Annotated in this window: 13 protein-coding genes; 10 read left to right on the top strand and 3 right to left on the bottom strand. The window is 69.9% G+C overall.

Annotation, left to right across the window (positions count from 1 at the left end):
• Position 1: 1 nt before the first annotated feature.
• From coaD to mutM, 6 genes are all read left to right on the top strand, one after another.
• The gene (gene coaD, locus OG252_RS16565) at positions 2-481 is read left to right on the top strand and encodes a pantetheine-phosphate adenylyltransferase (protein ID WP_266448059.1); all 480 of its coding nucleotides are present in this window, start codon (positions 2-4) and stop codon (positions 479-481) included.
• Between the two features lie 57 nt (positions 482-538).
• Complete coding sequence (locus OG252_RS16560; RefSeq protein WP_266433334.1) at positions 539-1,639, top strand: ATP synthase F0 subunit B; 1,101 nt, start codon at positions 539-541, stop codon at positions 1,637-1,639.
• A 163-nt stretch (positions 1,640-1,802) separates the two neighbouring features.
• On the top strand, positions 1,803-2,447 hold the full coding sequence (locus OG252_RS16555) for a YceD family protein (RefSeq protein ID WP_266433333.1): 645 nt from the start codon (positions 1,803-1,805) through the stop codon (positions 2,445-2,447).
• A 2-nt stretch (positions 2,448-2,449) separates the two neighbouring features.
• Positions 2,450-2,623, top strand: a complete 174-nt coding sequence (gene rpmF / locus OG252_RS16550; protein ID WP_033321093.1) for a 50S ribosomal protein L32 — start codon at positions 2,450-2,452, stop codon at positions 2,621-2,623.
• A gap of 19 nt (positions 2,624-2,642) precedes the next feature.
• Complete coding sequence (gene rnc, locus OG252_RS16545) at positions 2,643-3,455, top strand: ribonuclease III (protein ID WP_266433329.1); 813 nt, start codon at positions 2,643-2,645, stop codon at positions 3,453-3,455.
• Positions 3,456-3,538: 83 nt separating this feature from the next.
• Positions 3,539-4,399, top strand: coding sequence for a bifunctional DNA-formamidopyrimidine glycosylase/DNA-(apurinic or apyrimidinic site) lyase (gene mutM, locus OG252_RS16540; protein ID WP_329336925.1), 861 nt, complete (start codon positions 3,539-3,541; stop codon positions 4,397-4,399).
• Here mutM and OG252_RS16535 read toward each other — a convergent pair.
• Together OG252_RS16535 and OG252_RS16530 are read right to left on the bottom strand one after the other, a co-directional pair.
• On the bottom strand, positions 4,372-4,776 hold the full coding sequence (locus OG252_RS16535; protein ID WP_266433326.1) for a winged helix-turn-helix transcriptional regulator: 405 nt from the start codon (positions 4,774-4,776) through the stop codon (positions 4,372-4,374). The genes mutM and OG252_RS16535 overlap by 28 nt on opposite strands.
• Before the next feature lie 92 nt (positions 4,777-4,868).
• On the bottom strand, positions 4,869-5,954 hold the full coding sequence (locus tag OG252_RS16530) for a CAP domain-containing protein (RefSeq protein ID WP_266433324.1): 1,086 nt from the start codon (positions 5,952-5,954) through the stop codon (positions 4,869-4,871).
• A gap of 168 nt (positions 5,955-6,122) precedes the next feature.
• On the opposite strand from OG252_RS16530, the gene OG252_RS16525 reads away from it, so the two are divergent.
• The 4 genes from OG252_RS16525 to OG252_RS16510 all read left to right on the top strand — a co-directional run bounded on the left by OG252_RS16525 (position 6,123) and on the right by OG252_RS16510 (position 12,565).
• Positions 6,123-6,404: an acylphosphatase gene (locus tag OG252_RS16525; RefSeq protein WP_266433321.1), complete on the top strand. Its 282-nt coding sequence runs from the start codon at positions 6,123-6,125 to the stop codon at positions 6,402-6,404.
• Between the two features lie 383 nt (positions 6,405-6,787).
• The gene (locus OG252_RS16520) at positions 6,788-6,991 is read left to right on the top strand and encodes a hypothetical protein (protein ID WP_053747983.1); all 204 of its coding nucleotides are present in this window, start codon (positions 6,788-6,790) and stop codon (positions 6,989-6,991) included.
• A 213-nt stretch (positions 6,992-7,204) separates the two neighbouring features.
• Positions 7,205-10,927 carry an AAA family ATPase gene (locus OG252_RS16515; RefSeq protein WP_266433317.1) on the top strand — a complete coding sequence of 1,241 codons (3,723 nt, stop codon included), beginning with the start codon at positions 7,205-7,207 and terminating at the stop codon, positions 10,925-10,927.
• A gap of 219 nt (positions 10,928-11,146) precedes the next feature.
• Complete coding sequence (locus OG252_RS16510) at positions 11,147-12,565, top strand: sugar porter family MFS transporter (protein ID WP_266433315.1); 1,419 nt, start codon at positions 11,147-11,149, stop codon at positions 12,563-12,565.
• Between the two features lie 98 nt (positions 12,566-12,663).
• Here OG252_RS16510 and OG252_RS16505 read toward each other — a convergent pair whose 3' ends face one another.
• The gene (locus OG252_RS16505; protein WP_266433313.1) at positions 12,664-13,635 is read right to left on the bottom strand and encodes an LLM class flavin-dependent oxidoreductase; all 972 of its coding nucleotides are present in this window, start codon (positions 13,633-13,635) and stop codon (positions 12,664-12,666) included.
• Between the last annotated feature and the right edge of the window lie 71 nt (positions 13,636-13,706).

Raw genomic sequence — 13,706 nt, 5'->3', positions numbered from 1 at the left:
AGTGCGCCGCGCCGTCTGTCCCGGGTCGTTCGACCCGATCACCAACGGACACCTCGACATCATTTCCCGCGCCTCCCGTCTGTACGACGAGGTCTATGTCGCGGTGATGATCAACAAGTCCAAGAAGGGCCTGTTCGAGGTCGAGGAGCGGATCGACCTGATCCGCGAGGTCACCGCCGAGTACGAGAACGTGCGGATCGAGGCTTTCCACGGCCTCCTCGTCGACTACTGCAAGCAGCGCGACATCCCGGCCATCGTCAAGGGCCTGCGCGCGGTGAGCGACTTCGACTACGAACTGCAGATGGCCCAGATGAACATCGGTCTGTCGGGGGTGGAGACGCTCTTCGTGCCGACCAACCCGACGTACAGCTTCCTCTCCTCCTCGCTCGTCAAGGAGGTCGCGACCTGGGGCGGAGACGTCTCCCACCTGGTCCCGCCCACGGTTCTCGAGGCTCTCAACGAGCGCCTGCGCAAGGACTGATGGGGCTAAAGTCGTCCCGTCCGTCTCCAACACAGCTGTAGAGAGTGGCGAGCACAGGTGGACGTGCAGAAGAAGCTCGACGAGATCGTGACCACGGTCTCCGGTGCCCGGTCGATGCCCATGTCGGCCTCGTGCGTGGTCAACCGCGCCGAACTGCTCTCGATGCTCGAAGAGCTGCGCCAGGCCCTGCCCGGCTCCCTCGCGCAGGCCCAGGAGCTGATCGGCGACCGCGAGCAGCTGGTCGAGCAGGCCCGTCAGGAGGCCGAGCGGATCATCGGGCAGGCACACGCCGAGCGCGGCTCCCTGATCTCCGACACGGAGGTCGCCCGCCGCTCCCAGGCCGAGGCGGACCGCATCCTCGCTGAGGCCCGCAAGGAGGCCGAGGACGTCCGCGCGGAGGCCGACGACTACGTCGACTCCAAGCTCGCCAACTTCGAGGTCGTCCTCACCAAGACCCTCGGCTCGGTGGGCCGCGGCCGCGAGAAGCTCCTCGGCACCGGACCCGGCATCGACGAGCAGGGCTACGAGGACGAGGACGCCCCCGAGCGCAGCCACGACCCGGAGACCCTGCGCCGCAGCGCCGACGAGTACGTCGACGTCAAGCTCGGCGCGTTCGAGGCGGTCCTCGCCAAAACCCTGGACGCCGTCGGCCGCGGCCGCCAGAAGCTGCACGGCCGGATCGCCAGCGACGACCTCGGTTCCCTCGCCGACGACCTCACGACCGTCCAGCACTCCAGCGACGCCGACTACCTCGCCGACCTCGTCGCCCAGACGGAGGCGGACACCCCGGCGACCCAGGCCGCCTCCGCCGAGCAGCCCGTACCCCAGCAGTACGAGCAGCAGCCGGCCTATGGCTACCAGCAGCAGGCCGCCGACCCCTACGGCTACCAGCAGCAGTACGCCGGCCAGCAGGACCCGTACGGCTACCAGCAGCAGACCGCCGATCCCTATGCCTACCAGGGCTACGACGCTCAGCAGGGAACCTACGACCCGCAGCAGGCCCAGCAGGCCCAGCAGGCCCAGCAGGCCCAGCAGGCCCAGCAGGGCTACGCCGACCAGCAGCAGATGCCCGCCCTCGACGAGACCAGCCTCTTCGACACCGGCATGATCAGCGCCGAGCAGCTGCGGGCCTACGAACAGGGGCGCGGAAACGGCTGATCAGCCCGTTCGGCAAGGGCCGGTGGCCGGGAGCGCACACCGGATTGGGCCGTGAGCGAAAGGTCCAGTATCCTGGCTCTTCGGTCGCGTGCACGTCCGCGATCAACGCTGCCCGGGAACACCGAAGGACAGCGTCCCCGAGCTCAGAAGATCGAAAGCAGGAATGGCCCTGAACGCCCGCCTCGACCACCGCAACCCTCTCGTGTTCGACACACACGAGCTGGGGCGGCGTCCTGGCGCGCTGCAGCGCCTGACCCGTGAGATCGACGCCCCCAAGGATCTCGGGATCCAGGAGGTCATCGGAGTGCCGGAAGGCGCCCCGATGAAGCTCGAACTCCGCCTCGAGTCGGTCATGGAAGGTGTGCTGGTCACAGGCACCGTCCGTGCAACGGCCAAGGGGGAGTGCGTAAGGTGTCTGGAGCCGCTCGAGCTGGCGCTCGAAGCGGACTTCCAGGAGATGTTCTCGTACCCTGACGCCGACGACCGGGGCCGCCCCAAGGCGGAGCCGGCCGACGACGCCGAGGACGACGAGGACATGCTCTTCATCGAGGACGGCCTGTTCGACCTCGAACCCGTGCTGCGCGACGCGGTGGTGCTCGCACTGCCGATGCAGCCGGTGTGCCGGGAAGACTGCCCAGGACTGTGCGCCCAGTGCGGTGCACGCCTTGCGGACGACCCGGGCCACCACCATGACGCCGTCGACATCCGTTGGGCGGCACTGCAGGGACTCGCCGGTTCACTCGAAGATGGCGAGAAGGACGACACCAGCGACGCCGAAGCGGGCGTCGACGAGAAGCAGGAGAAGTAGCCGTGGCTGTTCCGAAGCGGAAGATGTCGCGCAGCAACACGCGCCACCGCCGGTCGCAGTGGAAGGCTGCGGTCCCCAACCTGGTTGCGTGCGAGCGCTGCCACGAGCCCAAGCTGCAGCACATCGCGTGCCCGGCTTGCGGCACCTATAACAAGCGCCAGGTCCTCGAGGTCTGAGCGGCTGGTGAGAGGCACCGTGTCCACGCCAAAGAAGAACGCTCCCCGTGCCAACGGGGTCGACCCGGCGGACAACACAGCCTCGTCCCACACGCTGTTGGAAGGGCGGCTCGGGTACAAGCTCGAGTCCGCCCTTCTGGTGCGTGCGCTGACCCACCGCTCGTTCGCATACGAGAACGGCGGTCTGCCGACCAACGAGCGTCTGGAGTTCCTCGGGGACTCCGTGCTGGGCCTCGTGGTCACGGACACGCTGTATCGCACCCACCCCGACCTGCCCGAAGGCCAGCTGGCCAAGTTGCGGGCCGCGGTGGTCAACTCGCGTGCACTGGCGGAGGTCGGCCGTGGGCTCGACCTGGGTTCCTTCATCCGGCTCGGCCGTGGTGAAGAGGGCACAGGCGGCCGGGACAAGGCGTCCATCCTTGCCGACACCCTGGAAGCGGTGATCGGCGCGGTCTATCTCGACCAAGGTCTGGACTCGGCGGCGGAGCTCGTGCACCGCCTGTTCGACCCGCTGATCGAGAAGTCCTCGAACCTCGGTGCCGGCCTGGACTGGAAGACCAGTCTCCAGGAGCTCACCGCGACCGAAGGACTCGGCGTGCCCGAGTACCTGGTCACGGAGACCGGCCCCGACCACGAGAAGACCTTCACTGCTGCCGCCCGCGTCGGAGGCGTCTCGTACGGCACCGGCACCGGCCGCAGCAAGAAGGAGGCGGAGCAGCAGGCCGCGGAATCCGCGTGGCGGGCCATTCGGTCCGCGGCGGACGAGCGCGCCAAGGAGGCGGCCGAGCGGGCCGCCCAGGACGGCGAAGGTCCGTCGTCCGTCTCCGCCTGACCGAACAAGCGCGACCCGAGCGCCCGCCCCCTTCACCGAGGGCGGGCGCTCGACTCATACACCGGATGTGACGGGGGAGCCCCATGCCCGAGTTGCCCGAGGTCGAGGTCGTACGACGCGGCCTGGAGCGGTGGGTGGCCCACCGGACGGTCGCCGAGGCCGAGGTGCTGCACCCGCGTGCGGTACGCCGTCACCTCGCCGGCGCCGACGACTTCGCCCACCGTCTCAAGGGCCACCGCATCGGCACCCCCAGCCGCCGCGGCAAGTACCTGTGGCTGCCGATGGAGGACACCGACCAGGCGATCCTGGCGCACCTCGGCATGAGCGGGCAGCTGTTGGTCCAGCCGCACGCGGCGCCCGACGAGAAGCACCTCAGGATCCGGGTCCGCTTCGCCGACGAGGTCGACACCGAACTCCGCTTCGTCGACCAACGCACCTTCGGCGGCCTGTCCCTGCACGACACCACCCCGGACGGACTGCCCGACGCCATCGCGCACATCGCCCGCGACCCCCTCGACCCGCACTTCGACGACGAGGCCTTCCACCAGGCCCTGCGCCGCAAGCGCAGCACCATCAAGCGGGCCCTGCTCGACCAGTCGTTGATCAGCGGGGTCGGCAACATCTACGCGGACGAGGCGCTGTGGCGCGCCCGCATCCACTACGAGCGCCCGACGGCGAACTTCACGCGCCCGCGCACCGCCGAACTCCTCGGCCACGTCCGGGACGTGATGAACGCGGCCCTCGCGGTCGGCGGCACGAGCTTCGACAGCCTCTACGTCAACGTCAACGGGGAGTCGGGCTACTTCGACCGCTCGCTCGACGCGTACGGACGCGAGGGTCTGCCCTGCAAGCGCTGCGCCACACCGATGCGCCGACGCCCCTGGATGAACCGGTCCAGCTACTTCTGCCCGAGGTGTCAGCGGGCGCCGCGCGTCGCGTCGTAACGCTCGCGGGCCGTGAGCACGTCGTCCATCCGCCCCTCCACGAAGTGGATGAGGCCGATCAGCCGCTCGGCGACCTCGCGGCCGAGCGTAGTCAGTTCGTAGTCCACGCGGGGCGGGTTGGTGGGCTGGGCCTCGCGGTGGACCAGGCCGTCGCGCTCCAGGGCGTGCAGTGTCTGGGAGAGCATCTTCTCGCTCACGCCGTCGATCCGGCGGCGCAGCTCGTTGAAGCGCAGCGACCCGTGCTCGTGCAGCGCGCCGAGGGCGAGCGCGCCCCAGCGTCCCGTGACGTGCTCCAGGGTGCCGCGCGAGGGGCAGGCCTTGGCGAACACGTTGTACGGGAGGTCCTGCGCCTCCGAGCGCTCCTGCGTGGTGTCCATATCCCAAGCGTACGTGAACACAGCGCTAACCGACAGGTTGCACTAACTGTGAGTTAGTGTGCAGGGGTGGGCCGCCGCACGGGCCGCCGGGCCTAGTAGCCGAAGTCCTGCGTCCACCAGGGGCCGCCCGGGCCCATGTGCACGCCCACCCCGAGCGTCTTGAAGTCGCAGTTCAGGATGTTGGCCTTGTGGCCGGGGCTGTTCATCCAGGCTTCCATCACCGCGGCCGCGTCGGCCTGCCCCCGGGCGATGTTCTCGCCGCCGAGGTCGGTGATGCCCGCCTTCGCGGCCCGGTCCCAGGGGCTCTGCCCGTCCGGGTCGGTGTGGTCGAAGAAGCCGCGCTCGGCCATGTCCTCGCTGAAGTCCTGGGCCAGGTCGGCCAGCGCGCTGTTCGCGGCGACCGCACTGCAGCCCACCTTCGCCCGCTCGTCGTTGACGAGCTTCAGCACCTCGGCCGCGGCGGCGGTCTCCGCGGACACCGTCACGGGGGCGCTGGTCTCCTTAGGCGGTGCCTTGGTGGCCGCCTGCGGAGGAGTCGTCTTGGGCTTCTTGCTGGGGGTGGCCTGCGGCTTCTTCGACGGTGTCTTGGTCGGCGCGGCCGACGACGTCGAGGGGGCGGGCGTGGGCGAGGCGGAGCGCTCGGCGTCGCGGCTGGTCGACTCGTCCTCGTCACGGCTCTCGGCGCTGCCGGAGGTGCCGCCCTGCTCGGTCGCGCTGTTGGTCGGCGAGTCCGCGGCCTGCACGCTGCCGCCGTCGCTGCTGTTGCCCCCGCCGAGCTTGTAGTTCTCAAGGCCCGGCATCGCGCCCGTGGCGACCGCGACCGTGCCGAGGGCGACCGCCGCGGAGACGCCGAGCAGACCGGTCTTCACCGGCGTGACGGCGCTCCTCTTGCGGCGGCGATGCGAGCCGGCGCGGCGGGGACCGTCGGCCGGTGTGAAGCCCTCGCCGCGGTAGAGGGCGTAGTCCTCCTCCGTGGCGAAGAGGTAGGCGTCACTCCGCGCGTTGGCCTCGGCGTGACCCTCGGGGTTCAGATAGGGAGCGATACCTATCGTCGGGTGTTCCCCCGGGTACGAGTCGTGGTGTCCGTGGCTGCCTGTGGAGAAGCCGTGCGCTTGTGTGACCCCCGTGGCGCGGCCCGTGGCGGCGCGGCCGGCGGCGGAGCGTCGGTGGCGTCCCATGTCCTTGCCTTCCTCGTCCTGGCGGTCGACGCGTCCCCCCGGTCAACCAAGCTCACAAAACTCACACGATCGAGTGAGTTTCGTATGAGATTCATTGGGTGGGGACGGTACCGCATGGCGCCAGGGGAGGAAGTGTCCCGAGAGACATTGGCCGGTTAGGTTGCACTCATGAGCGAGGATGTGCGACTGGTCGCCTGGGTGCGTGGACGGGTCCAAGGTGTGGGTTTCCGCTGGTTCACGCGGGCCAAGGCCCTGGAGATCGGCGGCCTGAGTGGTTTTGCTCTCAATTTGGGCGACGGACGGGTCCAGGTGGTCGCCGAGGGGCCGCGCTCGGGGTGCGAGGTACTCCTCGACTGGCTCCAGGGTGACGACACGCCCGGCCGCGTGGAGGGTGTCACCGAGATCTGGGACACACCTCGCGGGGGCTACGACGGCTTCGCCATCCGCTGACCCGATTCTGTAAAACGGCCCAGCGGGAAGCGGAGGGACATGCCACTGGCAGCTGCCCGGAGCAGAAAGAGCCTGGTGGTTGCCAAGAACCGCTTGTCGTGGCAGGCTCCGCCGGGTAAGGATGATCGCCACGCCCCGAGGGCCCCGCAGGAGTCGCAGCGCCGCCGGTTCAGGCCGCGCAGCACCGGGTTGCCCGCCAATACGGGGCGTGATCGTGTTGACCGTCAAACTTTTTGGTGAGACGCTAAAAGCACCCCGCGCACCCTAGCTGTTTGGCATGGAAGAACGGCAGCAAGAACTCAAAAGTGTCAAGCACCGCGGGTGCGAATCCCTCACGACCCACACCGCTTCGGTCGGTCACTCAGTGTGGAGGACCATCCATCATGGCAAAGGCGCTTCTCGGTTACGTCGGCGGCTCCGACCCTCGACTCCTCGCCGAGATGCGACGGCTTCAGCAGCGCGTCCAGGACCTCGAATCCGAGCTTGTACGGATTCAGGCCGAGAACGACACGCTCGCGGCTGCCGCTTCTCACGACAGGATCATGGAGAGCATCGACGCACACCAGGCGGAGCCCGCGCTCACCTGATCACTGCATCGCTACACGACAGCTCACGCAGTGGTTGGGCAGCCTGTATCAACCGCTAAGTTGTCAGAGTTTGCAAGGGACGCTTCGGCGTCCCTTCTTTCTTTCCCCCGCGCATCCTTTCACTTCCTTTAACGTCTGGTGTGCCCTGCACGTTCATGGGTGAAACCGTGGGTTCATGGAGTGAGACACCCCCGGGAGGTAGAGTCCAGCGCCGTGCACCTCAAGGCCCTGACCCTCCGTGGCTTCAAGTCGTTCGCCTCGGCGACCACGCTCCGGTTCGAACCGGGTATCACGTGTGTCGTGGGGCCGAACGGCTCGGGCAAGTCCAACGTCGTGGACGCGCTCAGCTGGGTCATGGGCGAGCAGGGCGCCAAGTCGCTGCGCGGCGGCAAGATGGAGGACGTCATCTTCGCCGGCACCACCGGGCGCCCGCCGCTGGGCCGCGCCGAGGTGTCGCTGACCATCGACAACTCCGACGGGGCGCTGCCCATCGAGTACGCCGAGGTCACCATCACGCGGATCATGTTCCGCAACGGGGGCAGCGAGTACCAGATCAACGGCGACACCTGCCGTCTCCTCGACATCCAGGAACTCCTGTCCGACTCCGGCATCGGCCGCGAGATGCACGTCATCGTCGGCCAGGGCCAGCTCGACTCCGTCCTGCACGCCGATCCCATGGGCCGCCGCGCCTTCATCGAGGAGGCGGCGGGCGTCCTCAAGCACCGCAAGCGCAAGGAGAAGGCGCTGCGGAAGCTGGACGCGATGCAGGCCAACCTCGCGCGCGTGCAGGACCTGACCGATGAGCTGCGCCGGCAGCTGAAGCCCCTGGGCCGCCAGGCCGCGGTCGCCCGCCGGGCCGCCGTGATCCAGGCGGATCTGCGCGATGCGCGCCTTCGTCTGCTGGCCGACGATCTCGTCCGGCTGCGGGAGGCGCTGCGGGCCGAGGTCGCGGACGAGGCCGCTCTCAAGGAGCGCAAGGAATCCGCCGAGCTGGAGCTGAAGAAGGCGCTCCAGCGCGAGGCGCTCCTGGAGGACGAGGTACGACAGCTCACACCGCGCCTCCAGCGGGCGCAGCAGAGCTGGTACGAGCTCTCCCAGCTCGCCGAACGGGTGCGCGGCACGATCTCGCTGGCCGACGCGCGCGTGAAGAGCGCGACCTCGGCGCCGCCCGAGGAGCGGCGCGGCCGTGACCCCGAGGACATGGAACGCGAGGCCGCCCGGATCCGTGAGCAGGAGGCCGAGCTCGAAGCGGCCCTGGAGGCGGCCGAGCGCGCCCTGGAGGACACGGTCGCGCACCGCGCCGACCTGGAACGCGAACTGGCCCATGAGGAACGGCGCCTGAAGGACCTCGCCCGGGCGATCGCCGACCGTCGCGAGGGCCTGGCCCGCCTGAACGGCCAGGTCAACGCGGCCCGCTCGCGTGCGGCCTCGGCCCAGGCCGAGATCGACCGCCTGGCCGCCGCGAGGGACGAGGCGCAGGAGCGGGCGGTCGCCGCGCAGGAGGAGTACGAGGTCCTGAAGGCCGAGGTCGACGGCCTCGACGCCGGCGACGCGGAACTCGCCGAGCAGCATCAGGCGGCGAAACGGCAGCTCGCCGAGGCGGAGGCCGCGCTGACCGCGGCCCGCGAGGCGGCCACGGCCGCCGAGCGCAGACGGGCCGCGACCCAGGCCCGTCACGAGGCGCTGGCGCTCGGTCTGCGCCGCAAGGACGGCACGGGCGCGCTGCTCGACGCGAAGGACCGTCTCACCGGCCTGCTCGGCCCGGCCGCCGAGCTGCTGACCGTGACCCCGGGCCACGAGGTGGCCCTGGCCGCCGCCTTCGGCGCCGCCGCGGACGCCATCGCCGTGACCACCCCGTCCTCGGCCGCCGACGCGATCCGGCTGCTGCGCAAGCAGGACGCCGGACGGGCGGCCCTGCTGCTGGCGGGGGCCCCGGAGGACACCGGCCCGGCCGCCACCAGGACCGGAGCCGGCGCACCGGCAGGCTCGGTGGCGGCACCCACGAACACCGGCGGCGAGGCATGGCAGCCTCTGACGGCCGACGCCGCCTCCGCAGACCCACGCCTCGGCGACGCGGTCCACTCCGCCGACAGCCCGCACTCCGACGCCGCGTCCGGACGGCCGCACCCCGACGGCCCTCCTCTCGCCGCCGACCTCGTCCGCGGCCCCTCCGACCTCATGCCCGCCGTACGCCGCCTGCTGCGCGGGATCGTCGTCGTCGGCACCCTCGAAGACGCCGAGGATCTCGTCTACGCGCGGCCCGACCTCACCGCCGTCACCGCCGAAGGCGATCTGCTGGGCGCGCACTTCGCGCAGGGCGGGTCCGCCGGGGCGCCCAGCCTGCTCGAGGTGCAGGCGTCCGTGGACGAGGCGGCCGCCGAGCTCGAGGAGCTGGCCGTGCGGTGCGAGGAGCTGACCGAGGCGCAGCACGTGGCGGGGGAGCGGCGCCGGGAGTGTGCCGCGAGCGTGGAGGAGCTGGGGGAGCGGCGCCGGGCCGCCGACCGGGAGAAGTCGGGCGTGGCGCAGCAGCTGGGGCGGCTGTCCGGGCAGGCACGTGGCGCCGCGGGGGAGGCCGAGCGGTCCGTGGCCGCCGCCGCGCGGGCGCAGGAAGCCCTGGACAAGGCTCTCCAGGACGTCGAGGAACTCGCCGAGCGGCTCGCCGTCGCCGAGGAGATGCCGGTCGAGGAGGAGCCCGACACCTCGGTACGGGACCGGCTCGCCGCCGACGGAGCCAACGCCCGGCAGACCGAGATGGAGGCCCGCCTCCAGGTCCGTACACACGAGGAAAGAGTCAAGGGCCTGTCCGGACGGGCCGACTCGCTCGACCGGGCCGCCCGTGCGGAACGCGAGGCACGCGCGCGTGCCGAACAACGGCGGGCCCGCCTCAGACACGAGGCGGCCGTCGCGGAGGCCGTCGCCTCCGGTGCGCGGCAGCTGCTCGCGCACGTCGAGGTCTCCCTCGCCCGCGCCGACGAGGAGCGCACCGCCGCCGAGGCCGCCAAGGCCCGCCGTGAGCAGGAGCTGGCCGCCGCCCGCACCGCGGGACGCGATCTCAAGGCGGAACTCGACAAGTTGACGGATTCGGTCCACCGGGGCGAGGTACTCGGCGCCGAGAAGCGGCTGCGGATCGAGCAGCTGGAGACCAAGGCGCTGGAGGAGCTCGGTGTGGAACCGGCGGGGCTCGTGGCCGAGTACGGCCCGCACCAGCTGGTGCCGCCCTCGCCCCCCGCCGAGGGCGAGGAACTGCCGGAGGACCCGGAGCACCCGCGCAACCAGCCCAAGCAGTTCCACCGGGCCGAGCAGGAGAGGCGGCTGAAGGCGACCGAGCGGGCGTACCAGCAGCTCGGCAAGGTGAATCCGCTGGCCCTTGAGGAGTTCGCGGCGCTGGAGGAGCGCCACAAGTTCCTCAGCGAGCAGCTGGAAGACCTGAAGAAGACCCGTACCGACCTGCTCCAGGTCGTCAGGGAGGTCGACGAGCGCGTCGAGCAGGTCTTCACCGAGGCCTACCGGGACACGGCCCGTGAGTTCGAGGGCGTGTTCAGCAGGCTGTTCCCGGGCGGCGACGGGCGGCTGATCCTGACCGACCCCGACAACATGCTCACCACGGGCGTGGACGTCGAGGCCCGGCCGCCGGGCAAGAAGGTCAAGCGGCTGTCCCTGCTCTCGGGCGGTGAGCGCTCACTGACCGCCGTGGCGCTGCTGGTGTCGATCTTCAAGGCGCGGCCCAGCCCGTTCTACGTCATGGACGAGGTCGAGGCGGCGCTCGACGACACCAACCTCCAGCGGCTGATCCGCATCATGCAGGAGCTGCAGGAGGCCTCGCAGCTGATCGTGATCACGCACCAGAAGCGCACGATGGAGGTCGCCGACGCGCTGTACGGCGTCTCCATGCAGGGCGACGGTGTGTCGAAGGTCATCTCGCAGCGCCTTCGCTAGATACGTGCCGCCTACACCGACACTGACCTGCGCGTCTCCATAGGTTCAACTCTTGAACACACTTCTCTTACTTCACTGCCCAAAGTTCACACCGAATGAAATATTGACTTCGAAACTTGAAGGCATAGTCTCGGCAACGTTGTTTTTACCTTCAGGGGTGAGCGACGTGAAGGGCTCACCCCCACTCCGGCAGCGTTGCCGGTGGCCCGAGGAGTACACGTGACCAGCACAGCGTCGGCACCCAAGTCAGGAGCCGCTTCGGCTCATCCCGATCATCTCGGGCATGTCATCTTCATCGCGGCGGCGGCCGCGATGGGCGGTTTCCTCTTCGGCTACGACAGCTCCGTGATCAACGGCGCCGTCGAGGCCATCCGGGACCGCTACGACATCGGCTCCGCGGCGCTGGCCCAGGTCATCGCCATCGCCCTCATCGGCTGCGCCATCGGCGCCGCGACCGCGGGTCGCATCGCCGACCGCATCGGCCGTATCCGGTGCATGCAGATCTCGGCCGTCCTCTTCACGGTCAGCGCCGTCGGCTCGGCGCTCCCCTTCTCGCTGTACGACCTCGCCTTCTGGCGGGTCATCGGCGGCTTCGCCATCGGCATGGCCTCCGTGATCGGCCCCGCCTACATCGCCGAGGTCGCCCCGCCGGCCTACCGCGGCCGGCTCGGCTCCTTCCAGCAGGCCGCGATCGTCATCGGCATCGCGATCTCCCAGCTGGTCAACTGGGGTCTGCTGAACGCCGCCGGCGGCGACCAGCGCGGCAAGCTCATGGGCCTGGAGGCCTGGCAGGTCATGCTCGGCGTCATGGTGATCCCGGCCGTCCTCTACGGCCTGCTCTCCTTCGCGATCCCCGAGTCCCCGCGCTTCCTGATCTCCGTCGGCAAGCACGAGCGGGCCCGCGAGATCCTCGAAGAGGTCGAGGGCAAGAGCGTCGACCTGGACGCCCGCGTCGCCGAGATCGAGCACGCGATGACCAGCGAGCACAAGTCCACCTTCAAGGACCTGCTCGGCGGCTCCTTCTTCTTCAAGCCGATCGTCTGGATCGGCATCGGCCTGTCGGTCTTCCAGCAGTTCGTCGGCATCAACGTCGCGTTCTACTACTCCTCGACGCTGTGGCAGTCGGTCGGCGTCGACCCGACGGACTCGTTCTTCTACTCCTTCACGACGTCGATCATCAACATCGTCGGCACCGTGATCGCCATGATCTTCGTCGACCGCGTCGGCCGCAGGCCGCTGGCCCTCATCGGCTCCGTCGGCATGGTGATCGGCCTCGCGCTGGAGGCCTGGGCGTTCTCCTTCGACCTGGTCGACGGCAAGCTGCCGGCCACCCAGGGCTGGATCGCCCTGATCGCCGCCCACGTGTTCGTCCTCTTCTTCGCCCTGTCCTGGGGTGTGGTCGTCTGGGTCTTCCTCGGCGAGATGTTCCCGAACCGGATCCGCGCCGCCGCCCTGGGTGTGGCAGCCGCCGCGCAGTGGATCGCCAACTGGGCCATCACCGCGAGCTTCCCGTCGCTGGCCGACTGGAACCTCTCCTTCACCTACGTGATCTACACGGTCTTCGCCGCGCTCTCCATCCCCTTCGTCCTCAAGTACGTCAAGGAGACGAAGGGCAAGGCGCTGGAGGAGATGGGCTGAGCCTCGTACCGAGGCCCTCGCACTCGAGGAGCCGGGCCAAGTCCCCGCTGCCGGCTCCTCGACACCCGTAAGACGTACTGCCCCGGCTCACCCGGCCTTCACGGTCCGAGCCGGGGCAGTACGTTCTCGCAGAACAGCCGCAGGCTGCGCCACCCCTCGTCCACCGGCATCCCGCCCGCCAGCGGATGCAGGACGAGGTTGTCCAGGCCCTGGTCCAGGCACTCGTCGGGTGTGAGGATCCGGTACACGCCCTCGGCGCGCAGCTCGTCCACCGTCGTGGCCGCCGACCTCACCGCCGAGCGGATGTCGCCGGACTGCCAGGAGGCGTACGTCCGGGCCTCGTGCAGGAAGTGCTCGCCGTGCGCGGCCCACGCCTCGTCCGGGTCCTCGGCGAGGTGGATCAGGGGAGTCTCGGCGGCGGGCATCATGGTCCAGCCCTCGGTGCCGTACTCCACCAGCCGCTCCTTGTAGTACGCCTCCAGCTCCGGCAGATGCGCGCTGGGGAAGAAGGGCAGGCCGAGCCGGGCGGCCCGGCGGGCGGCGGCCTTCGAGGAGCCGCCGACCAGGAGCAGGGGGTGCGGGTCGGAGTACGGGCGCGGGGTGACCCGTACCGTACGGCCCCGGTACGTGAAGGGCTCACCCGTCCACGCCTTCAGCACCGTCTCCAGCAGCTCGTCCTGGAGCCGCCCCCGCCGCTTCCACTCCACGTCGAACTGCGCGTACTCCTCGGGCCGGTATCCGATCCCGGCGACCGTCACCAGTCGCCCGCCGCTCAGCAGGTCCAGTACGGCGATGTCCTCCGCCAGCCGCAGCGGGTCGTGCAACGGGCCGATGACCGCCGAGACGGTCACCGCGATCCGGCGCGTGGCCCCGAAGACCGCGCCCGCGAAGGCGAACGGCGAGGGCAGCCAGTTGTTGTCGACGCCGTGGTGCTCCTCGGTCTGCACGGTGGTGATCCCGTGGTCGTCGGCGTACGCGGCCATCTCCAGGGCGGCCCGGTAGCGGGCGCCGAGCGAGGCGGGGGTGGCGCCGGGCTCTACGAGGTTGAAACGGACGACCGTGACGGGCATGGGAGCCCCCTTCGCCGGGTGGGTGGGGTGCCGGTGCGGGGGGAGGTTAGCTGACGGTTCGTCAGGTAACC

It is taken from the genome of Streptomyces sp. NBC_01352, assembly GCF_036237295.1.
GTDB classification, from domain to species: domain Bacteria; phylum Actinomycetota; class Actinomycetes; order Streptomycetales; family Streptomycetaceae; genus Streptomyces; species Streptomyces plumbiresistens.
This window is presented reverse-complemented; position numbering and strand designations above follow the sequence as displayed.

Excerpts from the sequence above, each read along its gene's own strand:
- OG252_RS16555 (WP_266433333.1), top strand. The coding sequence starts at position 1,803 with ATGGCCCTGAACGCCCGCCTCGACCACCGCAACCCTCTCGTGTTCGAC.
- mutM (WP_329336925.1), top strand. The coding sequence starts at position 3,539 with ATGCCCGAGTTGCCCGAGGTCGAGGTCGTACGACGCGGCCTGGAGCGG.
- OG252_RS16535 (WP_266433326.1), bottom strand. The coding sequence starts at position 4,776 with ATGGACACCACGCAGGAGCGCTCGGAGGCGCAGGACCTCCCGTACAAC.
- OG252_RS16530 (WP_266433324.1), bottom strand. The coding sequence starts at position 5,954 with ATGGGACGCCACCGACGCTCCGCCGCCGGCCGCGCCGCCACGGGCCGC.
- OG252_RS16525 (WP_266433321.1), top strand. The coding sequence starts at position 6,123 with ATGAGCGAGGATGTGCGACTGGTCGCCTGGGTGCGTGGACGGGTCCAA.
- OG252_RS16520 (WP_053747983.1), top strand. The coding sequence starts at position 6,788 with ATGGCAAAGGCGCTTCTCGGTTACGTCGGCGGCTCCGACCCTCGACTC.
- OG252_RS16505 (WP_266433313.1), bottom strand. The coding sequence starts at position 13,635 with ATGCCCGTCACGGTCGTCCGTTTCAACCTCGTAGAGCCCGGCGCCACC.